Genomic DNA, 12478 nt, shown 5'->3' on the forward strand with positions numbered 1-12478 from the left:
TCCTAGCGTTCGCTCATTATTGCGGACGCTATTTTTATTTGATTCATATTTCGTCCCGTTCACTCATACACCTATATTGTATAACTATATGCAAACCGAAAGGAGGAGAAGGGCATGAGTCAATCGAAGCTGCGTTTCTCCATTGAGGAGTCTGTTTGGCTTAAGAAAGGACAGGAAGTAGCTGAAGTTTTGTCGATGTCACTTGATCCTGAAATTAACATTACAGAGGAAGCCGGACAGGTTTATATCAAGGGAGCTCTCATTTTAAAAGGTAAATATTGTGCAGAAAAACAAGAACAAGATGCTGCTGATGTAAATCAGAATCCGTTAGCTGAAAGTGTATCTTATCGATCGCTTACACAGTTAAATGTGTTAGAAGACGGGGTAACAGAACTGGTGCATCGTTTTCCAGTTGATATTACCATCCCATCTTATCGTGTAGAGGATTCAAACGAGGTAAAGGTGGAAGTAGAATCATTCGAATATGAACTTCCAAATTCAACCTGCTTTGAGCTATCTGCATCGATCTGTATTTACGGAATAAAAGATGAAAAACAGCGTCAGGAAAGTCCGGCTTATGACCTTCCAAAAGAAGCGGTACGTTCAGCAGCTTCCGAAGAACGATCAGCACAGAATGAAGAGAGACAGGATATTTTTACTCCTTTCCAGTTTGAAGCTCGTCAAAGTGGGGGAGTGCCTTCACAGCCTCAGCCAAATGAATTGTTAGCTAGATTCAATGAAAATAAAGCTGAGGTTCGTGACGAAACACAGACAGCTTTTGAGTTTAAACCGCATTTTGAACCACAAGATGACCGTACAATGGAAGCTACGTTTGATTCATTAAAAGCTATTGCTTTTTCAAATGAAGATACACGCAGCTCTAACTCATCTTCTACACGAGAAGATGAGATTCAATATGAAGATGCTCAGGAAGTGTATGGAGAAGTAGAATCTATTGATGGAGCTGATTATTCGGATTACGTTCAAGAAGAGCAGCATGAAAGCTACCAAGAATCTCAAGAATTACAAGAGTACCAGCCTGAATCTTATAATAGCCAAGCAAAAAGCTATAATGATCCGCAAACGTATCAAGACCGTCCGTATCCATACAATCCATATCAGCAGCAAAATGGTTACCAGCAGCAAGATTCCTACCAGAAAGAGGGGTACCAGCAGCAAGAGACTTACCAGCAGCAAGAGGGGTACCAGCAGCAAGAGGCTTATCAGCAGCAAGAGGCTTATCAGCAGCAAGAGGCTTACCAGCAGCAAGAGGGGTACCAGCAGCATGAGGCTTACCAGCAGCAAGAGGGATACCAACAGCATGAGGCTTACCAGCAGCAAGAGGGATACCAACAGCATGAGGCTTACCAGCAGCCTGAGGCTTACCAGCAACAAGAGGGATACCAACAGCATGAGGCATATCAGCAGCAGCCAGTGTACCCTTATCAGCAAAACAACTATGGCAATTATCAATATCAAGAGACCCAGTCAGATCGGCCTTCCTATACAAATGATTATGAGTATGGAGAACAAACCTATGAGGCTGAACAAGAGTATGATGATACAGTTTATCATCAACAAGATGAAGAACATGATCCTTCTTATGAATATGAAGATACTAGTTATGAAGAAACAGAAACTTCTTCCGCACCAGAAGCTAAACAGCATGAACGAGATGATGAACCAAGAGATGAAAATGCTCTTTATCTTACAAAGATGTTATCAGGTAAAGAAGATCGTTTCTCTAAGATGAGGATGTATATTCTTCAAAGAGGAGATTCTTTAGAGCATATTTGTGAGAGGTACGATATCTCATTAAATACTCTTATGCGCATGAATCAATTGCAGCAAGGTGAAGTATCTGAAGGACAGATTATCTATATCCCTGTAACTTCACGATAAAATGAGGTGCTGATATGGATCTGATTAACACCTTAGAAAATGAATATGAGCTATATGGAGTAAGGTGGAAGGAAAGACCTCATGTTATCCTAACGGATTTTGGAGAAAAACGTTTACGCTATTGGAAGGAAGAAGAATGTTTAAAATGGCACGTGAAATGGCGCGATGAGTCTTCAAAAGGCTCAGGCGCCGTGCCTGATAGGATGATTCGTACTAGAAGCGGAGATCATGCAATTTATTATGGTAAACAGTGGATCACGCTGCATGATTATGCGGATACTCCATTTGGCTGCGATGAGGTTGAAAGATGGGGACAGTTTATAGGTAGTCTGTTATCAGCCTCATTAAAGGCTCAACTAGAGCCTGGTCATGACATGAAAATAGAGGTACCCGTTTTTAATATAGAGAATGCATTACATGTAACACAAAAGTATATGGAAGGGAACTTTCGATGCATCACGTCTAGCATATATGAAGCAAAACAGCGTATTCAGTTTTCTGAGGCACTAAAAAGCAAAGTGAGAAGAAGCAGATTGCCGATACTTGAAAAAGAGCTGAGTATCAAAAATGGCCAGCGAATCTTTCATTTTCTTTTTTATCAGGGTGGTGATGCCTGGCCGGTCAAAGGATACATGCCCGTTCGAAGCTTCTTATTGGAATGGCTGGAACATACTTCAACTGCTTCATTGAAATTGCTGTTAACGGAGGTCAATAAACATTTCTCGTTAGAGGGAGAACAAGGTTTATTATTACTAGCAGAAATTGTGACTCCATGGGAATTGTATGATTGTCTCAACCAGTTAGATAACAGCAGTTTGGAAAGAATGGTTGAAGGGTTAAAAAAGTACGAAGAACTATGGGGGTTAAATCGTACTCTGCTTAAGACTGTAACAGAATGGTTTGATGAAAATAGGAGGAAGGTGGCCCTATGACAACGGAAAAGGATACATTAAATTACGGGCCCGTCCTTTTTCACTATGATCTATTTCCCGAAAAATTAGAACAGCATGGGAAAGTAAAAAAGGTCATAACGAAAAGGGGTACTTTTGCACTGAAAGAAGCAGAAATGACCGAAGACGAAAGAAACTGGTTCACACATGTTATTCAAAGGCTCTCGGAAATAGGTTTCCATCAGGTTGTGCCTCTTTATCCTACAAAGTTTGGTGATTATACCGTACAGTTAGGTTCAAAAACCTTCTATCTGATGCCTTGGTTTGCTTCTGATGAAAGAAATGAAAAAGCTAAAGATGAGGTCCTTTTAGATTATATTGGAAAAGTGCATGCTCTGACGCTTAAAGAACAAGATTTTTCAAATGAAGTGGTAGAGCATTCGTATCAGTATCTTATGAACAGATGGGAAAATAGACAGTATGAGATGGAACGATTTACAGAAGAAGCAGAACAGAAAACATATATGTCGCCGTTCGAATTAACATATTTAAGTCATTTTCATCAGATCATGAGAATGACGGAAGAAGCGAAAAGAAGATTAAAGGATTGGTACGATACGTGTCAAAGGGAAAGACGTTACCGGAGCGTCCTTTGTCACGGAAAAGTGTCAAGGAACCATCTGATCTTTAATCCTACGGGTGAAGGTCATCTGCTTAACTTTGAGAAAGCCGTACTCGATACACCAGCCAGGGACCTAGCGGTTTACTTCCGAAGGGTTGCCCATCAAAGAGAATGGGCCGTGGAGGAAGGAATGTTATTATTAGATTTATACGAGAAACATGTACCATTGTTAAATGAGGAAAGAGGATTATTAATCAGTTATTTATCATATCCCGAACCTGTTTTTAATGCTGTAGATCTATACTGCAGCAAGCGAAACGATTATTCCCAAATAGAAATGGTGCACAGGCTAGAGAGCAGAATAAGCGCAATGAAAAAAATCCGGGATTTTTGTAATGCGATTATGCAAGCTCCTCCACCTGCACCTTTAGATAATGCTGTTCCAACAAAAATTCACATAAATGATGAAGGAGATCACATATAATCCTATATGTGATCTCTTTTTTAATTTAAAAGACCTCGTAAGCAAATCCAAAATGAAGGATTAATAAGGTTAAGAGTATAATAAAATCTACTGCCGAGGGAAAAAGGATCGTCCTTAGGAGTTGAAAGATGATTAGTGGAACAGTTAATTGACAGATTGCATTCTTTAAAGTCAAAAGCCATCCAGGAAAGCGGGCTTTCCTAAAATATCTTCGAGCCAAGAGAAGCCCTCCATTCGCCCTTTTTTCTATAAGTTATGCAAAATTACCTTTACCGTGAAAGACGGGCTTCACACTAAGCATTCTTTTGCATAGAATAACTTTTACAAGTTACGGTTATCCTATTGACTAAAAAGAGATATCTTGTATAAAATAAAATCAGATTCTATATTGTTGCGTAGACAGGGAATAGTACAAATGTAACGCCTTTTAGAGAGAGGATTCATCCGCTGAAAGAATCCTTAAGGAAAGTTAGTTGGAAGTCGCCCTTGAGCATCTTCTTTGAAAATAGGAGTAGAAGAAGACGGTGCATCCGTTATCAATGAAGTGTACAGCAGGTTTATTTTATCCTGCCGTAAATAAAGGTGGTACCGCGGAGTCCTTTCGTCCTTTTCGACGAAAGGGCTTTTTTGTCTTTTTAAGAGGCAGACTTTTGAGCGTAACTTTTAAGAGAGACTTTAGATTCTATTCAGCCAATCAATAAAGGAGGAGAACATAATGACGAACGAACAGAAAGAACTGACGATGCCTACGAAATATGATCCTAAGGCAACGGAAGAAAACCGTTATGATTTTTGGTTAAAAGGAAAGTTTTTTGAAGCAAAAAGTGAGGAAGGGAAAAAACCTTATACGATTGTTATCCCCCCTCCAAACGTTACTGGAAAACTTCACCTCGGGCATGCTTGGGATACGGCACTTCAAGATATTTTAACTCGTACAAAACGTATGCAAGGGTATGATGTTTTATGGCTGCCTGGTATGGATCACGCGGGCATTGCCACTCAGGCAAAAGTTGAAGGTAAGCTGCGCGAGGAAGGCATCTCACGTTATGACCTAGGAAGAGAAAAGTTTTTAGAGAAATCATGGGAATGGAAAGAAGAATATGCGGAGTTTATCCGTCAGCAATGGGCTAAACTAGGGCTTGGACTCGATTATTCTCGTGAGCGTTTCACATTAGATGAAGGACTTTCAGATGCAGTTAAAGAGGTATTTGTTACGCTTTATGAAAAGGGCTTAATCTATCGTGGTGAATATATCATCAACTGGGATCCACAGACAAAAACAGCACTTTCTGATATTGAGGTTATCCACCAAGATGTTCAAGGTGCTTTCTATCATATGAAATATCCGCTAGCAGATGGTTCAGGTCATATCGAGGTTGCTACAACTCGACCGGAAACTATGCTTGGTGATACAGCGATTGCCGTTCATCCAAAAGATGAACGATATCAGCACCTGATCGGGAAAAAGGCGGTTCTTCCAATCGTTGGGCGTGAGATCGAGATCGTTGGCGATGATTATGTAGATATGGAATTTGGCTCAGGAGCTGTTAAGATTACACCAGCACATGACCCGAACGATTTTGAGATTGGAAACAGGCATAATCTTGAGAGAATCCTTGTAATGGATGAAGGCGGAAAGATGAACGAAAATGCTGGAGAATATCAAGGATTAGATCGTTTTGAATGCCGTAAGCAGATCGTAAAGGATCTTCAGGAGCAAGGTGTACTTTTTAAGATTGAAGAGCACATGCATTCTGTTGGCCATTCAGAAAGAAGCGGGGCAGTAGTTGAACCATACTTATCAACACAATGGTTCGTAAAAATGAAGCCGTTAGCTGAAGAAGCGATCAAGCTACAAAACAGTGACGACAAAGTAAACTTTGTTCCAGACCGTTTTGAGAACACGTATATGCGCTGGATCGAAAACATCCGTGACTGGTGTATTTCCCGTCAGCTATGGTGGGGTCATCGCATACCTGCTTGGTTCCATAAAGAAACGGGAGAAATCTACGTTGGGAAAACCGAACCGAAAGATCCTGAAAATTGGGAGCAGGACACAGATGTTCTTGATACGTGGTTCTCATCTGCATTATGGCCTTTTTCTACAATGGGATGGCCCGATAAAGAAGCTGCTGATCTTAAACGTTACTTCCCTGGAAATGTATTAGTAACAGGATATGATATTATTTCATTCTGGGTTTCAAGAATGATCTTTCAATCGCTAGAATTCACAGATCAAAAGCCGTTTAATGATGTATTAATTCATGGGCTTGTACGTGACTCAGAAGGCAGAAAGATGAGTAAATCACTGGGCAACGGTGTAGACCCGATGGATGTTATCGAAAAATATGGTGCAGACGCACTACGATTCTTCTTAACCACAGGAAGTTCGCCTGGTAATGACCTTCGATTCTATTGGGAAAAAGTTGAGTCTACGTGGAACTTTGCCAATAAAATCTGGAATGCGTCACGTTTTGCTTTGATGAACATGGAAGGGATACAATATGACGAAATTGATTTAAGCGGCAAGAAATCATTGGCTGATCAATGGATCCTTACACGATTAAATGAAACAACAGAAGACATCACTAGATTGATCGATACTTATGAATTTGGAGAAGTAGGCCGCCTGCTTTATAACTTTATCTGGGATGATCTCTGTGACTGGTATATTGAGATGGCGAAGCTTCCGTTGTACGGGGAAGATGAAGAAGCAAAGAAGACAACACGTTCGGTACTCGCATATGTGTTAGACAATACGCTTCGATTGCTGCATCCATTTATGCCGTTTATTACAGAGGAAATTTGGCAGCACCTGCCTCATGAAGGTGAGTCAATCACCGTTGCAGCATGGCCAGAAAAAAGAGAAGATCTTCATTTCTCTGAAGCAGCAAAAGAATTTGCGCTTGTTACAGAAGTGATCCGATCTGTTCGTAACATTCGCTCAGAGATGAATGTTGCACCAAGTAAACCGATCGAACTTCAGATCAAACCGAAAAATAAAGAAATTCTTGCTGCTCTTGAAAAGAACCGTCAATATCTACTTCGTTTCTGTAACCCGAGTGAACTTGTAATTTCAGATGAGATCTCAGCACCTGAAAAGAGCATGAGTACTGTATTGTCAGGTCTTGAAATGTACCTTCCTCTTGAAGGATTACTGAACATTGACGAAGAGATTAAGCGACTTGAAAAAGAAGCAGAAAAGTATGCGAAAGAAGTAGAGCGTGTACAGAAAAAGTTAAGCAATGAAGGGTTTATGAAAAAAGCACCTGAAAAGGTTATCGCAGAAGAACGTGCAAAGGAAGCAGATTATCAAGAAAAATATGATAACGTGTTAGCACGAATCAAAGAGCTTCAAAGCTAAAAACAATTAGTTAACTGAAGGCGGATCCTTTTTTGCAAGGATTCGTCTTTTTAAATGTTAAGAAAGGCGGTAGTACAAGTGAATTCTTATGAGGAAGCGCTGAACTGGATACATAGTTTGCTGAAATTCGGGATTAAACCAGGGTTGAAAAGAGTAGAGTGGCTTTTGAAAAAAACAGGAAACCCTGAAACGGAGTTATCGTTTATCCATATAGCTGGTACGAATGGCAAAGGGTCATCCGTAGAATATTTAAGAAGCATCTTTAATGAAGCGGGTTTTAGTGTTGGAACCTTTACGTCTCCGTACCTCATAACGTTTAATGAAAGAGTCTCTATTAATGGTTCTCCTATTAAGGATGAAGAACTGCTTCAATATTCAAGAGCTCTAAAGCCGCTGGTTGAAGAATTGACTGCTACACCTCTTGGCAGCCCGACAGAGTTTGAAGTCATCACGGTTATTTCACTTTTATATTTTGCCGAAAAGAAGCCTGATATTGTTCTTTTTGAAACGGGTCTAGGTGGATTGTATGATTCTACTAATGTGATCACACCGATCCTAAGCTTAATAACAAACATCGGATATGACCATATGGGGATACTTGGAGAAACGATCGAGGAAATCGCCTTTCAAAAGGCGGGAATCATTAAAGCGAATGTCCCTGTTATTTCAACAGTTGAACAAGAAGCTGCCATCGAAGTGATCGAACGTAAAGCCGTTGAAATGAAATCAGACTCCTATTTTTTAAAGAGAGATTTTGACGTTCTGCATCAAGAAAGTACTGATAATGGTGAGAAATTTACTTATATCGGACAAGAAAATGTGAAAGAGGAATACGTCATCTCCATGAAAGGAACACATCAAATAAAGAATGCAGGATTAGCAATAGCTGCAATCCATCATCTGCGTAAATCCGGAAGATTTACATTTTCTACTTCTGATATAAAAAATGGGTTGCATGATGCAAACTGGGCTGGAAGATTTGAAAAAGTATCACAGTCACCCGATATAATAATCGACGGAGCACATAACTTGCAAGGTGTTCATGCTCTTAAACAAACATTGCTGAATCACTATAGATCGAAAAAAGTGTATTTATTGTTTGCTGCATTGCATGATAAAGACTATGGTCACATGATGAAAGAACTAGAAGAAATCGTATATGAGGCATGCTTCACAACTTTTGATTTTCCAAGAGCTGCTTCAGCAGAAATGCTTCTTGCTGAAAGTCCTTTTCCAAACTCTAGCGCAAATTCCTCTTGGACTGAAGCATTAGATGAACTTAGAGGGCGATTAAATAAAGAAGATGTGCTGATTATTACAGGATCCCTCTACTTTATTTCTGAGGTAAGAAAAACATTTAAAAAATAAGAATAACATTTATTGTAATTTTTAGAACTTTTGATAAAATAAAAAGATAATGAAAATGTACTAGTAAAAAAGATGTGTTTTAGGCTTTTATATGGTAGAAAGGGGGATAAGTTGATGACGAGGCAGATGAGAGATAAGAAAAAACGAATGTATCTCATAATAGCATGGGTTTGCTTTTTCCCCCTTGCGATATGGACTGCTTCTCGGATGACTGTCAATCAGCCTGAGATCAATCTTATTGATTTAAGCATCATCTCTCTGCTCGCGGTTGTTGTTTCCTTTTTCCCTATAAAAGTTTTAGATACAAACATCACATTTATGTCAGGCATTAATTTAGCCGTTTTCCTATATTTCGGGATGAATGTCGCCTTATTTATAACTATATTGTCTTTAATCGCCATGTTCATAACCCTAAGAGTGAACCCGATCAAAGAATATTACAGATATATGGCTAACACCCTTATGTTTTCTTGGATCATCATTTGTGAAGGGTTCATCTTTCACCTTCTTGGCGGTGAGACGGGAGCGTTTGACGTTAGTGAATCTATTAATTTAATTCCTGTTGTCGCTTACGTATTTACAGGTTTAGTTTTAAATCATGTAGGACTATATTTTATTGTTACCGTTCTTTATGAACAAGACATTGCTTTTTTTGACAGAGATGCGCTATGGGATCTTGTCTCAGAAGTACTCGCAATTCCAGTAGGGCTAATGTTGTATGTTCTTTATTCTCAATTAGGACGGCCAGGTATCTTCTATGTCGGACTTCCATTTCTTTCGCTCTCTATTATTATTAACCTCTATCATGCGAGTAAGCAGGTTAACGATTCTCTTCAAAAAGCAAGCGAAATTGGCCAGCAGCTTTCTGAACATCTTAAAGTAAATCATATTTTAGATGTTTTTATTGAAAAGCTAATCGGGTTTATGGAGGTAGACTTTGCTTTTATCTATGATGCTGACGCAGGTGAACATCTAAATATCATACGTAAATATGAAAGTGAAGAAGGAATATTAACAGTTGTCCCTATTAAAAAACACGAAGCGATCAGCGGCAGGGTCTGGGCGACAGGAAAAAGTATACGCTACAGTAAAGTAAAAGCATGGCAGCAGGTATCAGATCTCTTTTTTCAAGGTAAAGCTGAATCCGTACTCTCCGTTCCTATGATTCGTAACCAAAAGATCGTTGGAATCATTACCTTTGCTTCAAAAGAAAAGCACGCATTTCAAAAACACCACTTAATTATTTTAGAGATTCTGGCAAACTATCTAGCAGTTGCCATCGATAATGCTAGAAACTATGAGTCAACAAAATTAAAGAGTGAACAATGTCCGTTAACAGGTTTATATAATTATCGGTACTTTGAAGATCTCCTTACAAGTATGTACCAAAACTATGAGTACTTTAGAAAGCAATTCTCGGTTATTCTGCTTGATATTGATCATTTTAAAACTGTTAATGATACTTATGGACATCAAAGTGGAAACGATGTTCTTATCCTGCTAGCTAGAAGACTGGAGAACTTTATTGGTAACCGTGGAACCGTTGCACGCTATGGCGGTGAAGAGTTTATTATTGTATTGCCTGAAACAGATGAGAAGGAGTGTTTTGTTATAGCAGAAGCGCTTCGTTCTGTCATATCTGATGAATGGTTTGAAATATGTAACGATTTGACCGATCAATGCAGACATAATATTTACATAACAGCAAGCATTGGTGTTGCCACTGCGCCCCACCAAGGAGAAGATCCGCTTGCACTAATCAGAAATGCAGATCGGGCCATGTATACCGGAGCGAAGCAGCAAGGACGAAATAAAGTAGCTGCATATGTTGGATAGATGAGACTTCAGGTGAAAACTTGAAGTTTTTTGTTTTATATACAGCTTGATTTCTTATTTCCCGTTTTATTTTTAGTTCTATTAAAACAAGAAAAGCATATGTTTTAGTAGATGATAGAGAGGAGCGGATATAGGTGAAACATGAGATATCAATCTTAATCAATGGAAAAGAAAAGAACTTCAGTGAAGATAGAAAAGAGGAGAATCAAGGACACTCCGATCATGAAGTTGCTGCTGCAGTTGAGGAAGTGAACACAGGAGAATATGCTATTCTTTCCGCAGCGCCACTAAAAAAGAGGGATGCATTTTTAAAAAGAAGAAACTGGAATGTATTATCAAATAAGAAGACGAGCTTTCCCATGCCGCAAAAAGGTAGATCACTCTCAAAGCAAATTATTGCAGCTATAATGGGGGCAGTTGCCACAGGTACCGTTTTAGGAGTATTTGTATTAATGGTCTTCTCTTCTGATATAACAGAAGCGGGCAATCAAAAACCGGATACACCTTCTGTAAAAATGGAACAAACCACAACGAAAGGAAAACTAGTAAATTTAAGGCCGATCCAGCTAGATTTTTCTGCTCTTCAAGCTGGTGTATTCTCATCAAAAGACAGAGCTGAGGGAGTGGTGAATTCAATCGAAGAAAAAGGGTTTTCAGCAATCGCGGTTAAAGCCGATGAAGAAAAATATTCTGTTATTGTTGGACTAGGTAATGAAAAACATCAACTCGATAAATACAGTGAGGCCTATCAAAAAGAGATGGATAAACCTCTCTCAAAAACATTATCCTATTCCTTTGATAATCTAAAAACGCCAAACCATTTGGATGAAACGTATTTTACGAACGGTCAGATCCTTCTTCAGAATGTGTTAACCCTTTCTCAAATGCCTGGGACCAAGGAATCTGGACTTGATCAGACATTAAATGACTTCAATAAATGGAAAGAGTATGGAAAAAAACAAAAAGGAAAGTGGAAAGATGAAACGGCAAAGACGGCATCAGATTTCGAAAAACAGCTTGAAGGGGCATTTCTTGCATTAAAAGATTCAAAGAAAGGTGAATTAAATTGGGCCTTTCAGCAAAAGGCAATGGATAGCTTCCAGGCATATATTCGTTTGCTTTCAACATTAAAATAAGATAAAAGGAGAGGTATTGCTCAAAAGCATCCATTTTTGAGTTATACCTCTTCTCTGTTTTTATCATTATTAGAGGTTAAGCTTAATGCATTTTTATACCTTTAGGGAAATTTGTCAAATTTGGTCTATAGAATTTGTCATTTGCCCACATAAAATCGGGAAATTTACCGAAAGACTAATAGAAGTATGTTTTAGGCGTAGTTTGTATAATTTTTACATTTTTGTTATTGTGAAACTATACAAAAATGACCATCAATGAATGAGATGAAAGGTGATATCATGAAACGCCTCATATTAGCCTCTGCTTCACCTCGAAGATATGAACTTCTGTCATTAACGCTTCTTCCATTTGAGACTTATCCAAGTACACTTGAAGAAAAAATGGATCTAACTCTTACTCCAAGTCAATTGGTAGAATCACTCGCGGAGCAAAAAGCTGCTGATGTTTTCACTCAAAAACCTAATCATGTTGTACTAGGTGCTGATACCATTGTTTCATATAAAAACAAACGACTTGGCAAACCGAAGAATGCAGTGGAAGCTGCTGAAATGTTAAGGATGCTTTCTGGTCAAACCCATGAAGTGTATACCGGTGTTTGCATTATAGACCAAGCAAAGAAAGTGGTTTTCTCGGTTAAAACGAGTGTAACGTTTTATACGTTGGATGAAAAAACAATTTCTTGGTACATAAGTACTGGTGAGCCATTTGATAAAGCAGGGAGTTATGGGATTCAAGGTTCTGGTTCATTATTAGTAGAAAAAATTCAAGGCGATTACTTTAACGTCGTAGGTCTACCGATATCAAAAGTGGTGCGATCACTAGAAGATTTCGGGTATTTATTCACCGAGTCAGTCACGCAGACTGAAAAATAAGGG

8 protein-coding genes and 1 other annotated feature are annotated in these 12478 nt (G+C 38.9%); all 8 genes read left to right on the forward strand.

All coding sequences use genetic code 11. The annotated features are described in order from the left end of the window. Positions 1 to 114 precede the first annotated feature (114 nt). Complete coding sequence (locus tag IEV52_RS06615) at positions 115 to 1902, forward strand: LysM peptidoglycan-binding domain-containing protein (protein ID WP_188401688.1); 1788 nt, start codon at positions 115 to 117, stop codon at positions 1900 to 1902. 14 nt (positions 1903 to 1916) lie between these two features. Next, positions 1917 to 2834: a hypothetical protein gene (locus IEV52_RS06620; RefSeq protein WP_188401689.1), complete on the forward strand. Its 918-nt coding sequence runs from the start codon at positions 1917 to 1919 to the stop codon at positions 2832 to 2834. Continuing rightward, the gene (gene ysxE / locus IEV52_RS06625; RefSeq protein ID WP_188401690.1) at positions 2831 to 3898 is read left to right on the forward strand and encodes a spore coat protein YsxE; all 1068 of its coding nucleotides are present in this window, start codon (positions 2831 to 2833) and stop codon (positions 3896 to 3898) included. Before IEV52_RS06620 ends, ysxE begins: the two co-directional genes overlap by 4 nt. A 387-nt stretch (positions 3899 to 4285) precedes the next feature. Beyond that, positions 4286 to 4510 (forward strand) — a binding site (T-box leader). Positions 4511 to 4613: 103 nt separating this feature from the next. Continuing rightward, positions 4614 to 7262, forward strand: a complete 2649-nt coding sequence (locus tag IEV52_RS06630) for a valine--tRNA ligase (RefSeq protein WP_188401691.1) — start codon at positions 4614 to 4616, stop codon at positions 7260 to 7262. A gap of 78 nt (positions 7263 to 7340) precedes the next feature. Beyond that, the gene (locus IEV52_RS06635; RefSeq protein WP_308464562.1) at positions 7341 to 8630 is read left to right on the forward strand and encodes a bifunctional folylpolyglutamate synthase/dihydrofolate synthase; all 1290 of its coding nucleotides are present in this window, start codon (positions 7341 to 7343) and stop codon (positions 8628 to 8630) included. Positions 8631 to 8744: 114 nt separating this feature from the next. Continuing rightward, entirely contained in the window at positions 8745 to 10466 is a 1722-nt protein-coding gene (locus IEV52_RS06640) for a GGDEF domain-containing protein (RefSeq protein WP_188401693.1), read from the forward strand. Positions 10467 to 10600: 134 nt separating this feature from the next. Next, complete coding sequence (locus tag IEV52_RS06645; protein ID WP_188401694.1) at positions 10601 to 11602, forward strand: hypothetical protein; 1002 nt, start codon at positions 10601 to 10603, stop codon at positions 11600 to 11602. A 279-nt stretch (positions 11603 to 11881) separates the two neighbouring features. Then, positions 11882 to 12475 carry a Maf family protein gene (locus IEV52_RS06650; protein ID WP_188402276.1) on the forward strand — a complete coding sequence of 198 codons (594 nt, stop codon included), beginning with the start codon at positions 11882 to 11884 and terminating at the stop codon, positions 12473 to 12475. Positions 12476 to 12478: the final 3 nt, after the last annotated feature.

Source organism: Fictibacillus barbaricus, from assembly GCF_014635025.1.
GTDB classification, from domain to species: domain Bacteria; phylum Bacillota; class Bacilli; order Bacillales; family Fictibacillaceae; genus Fictibacillus; species Fictibacillus barbaricus.

Excerpts from the sequence above, each read along its gene's own strand:
- IEV52_RS06615 (WP_188401688.1), top strand. The coding sequence starts at position 115 with ATGAGTCAATCGAAGCTGCGTTTCTCCATTGAGGAGTCTGTTTGGCTT.
- IEV52_RS06620 (WP_188401689.1), top strand. The coding sequence starts at position 1,917 with ATGGATCTGATTAACACCTTAGAAAATGAATATGAGCTATATGGAGTA.
- ysxE (WP_188401690.1), top strand. The coding sequence starts at position 2,831 with ATGACAACGGAAAAGGATACATTAAATTACGGGCCCGTCCTTTTTCAC.
- IEV52_RS06630 (WP_188401691.1), top strand. The coding sequence starts at position 4,614 with ATGACGAACGAACAGAAAGAACTGACGATGCCTACGAAATATGATCCT.
- IEV52_RS06640 (WP_188401693.1), top strand. The coding sequence starts at position 8,745 with ATGACGAGGCAGATGAGAGATAAGAAAAAACGAATGTATCTCATAATA.
- IEV52_RS06650 (WP_188402276.1), top strand. The coding sequence starts at position 11,882 with ATGAAACGCCTCATATTAGCCTCTGCTTCACCTCGAAGATATGAACTT.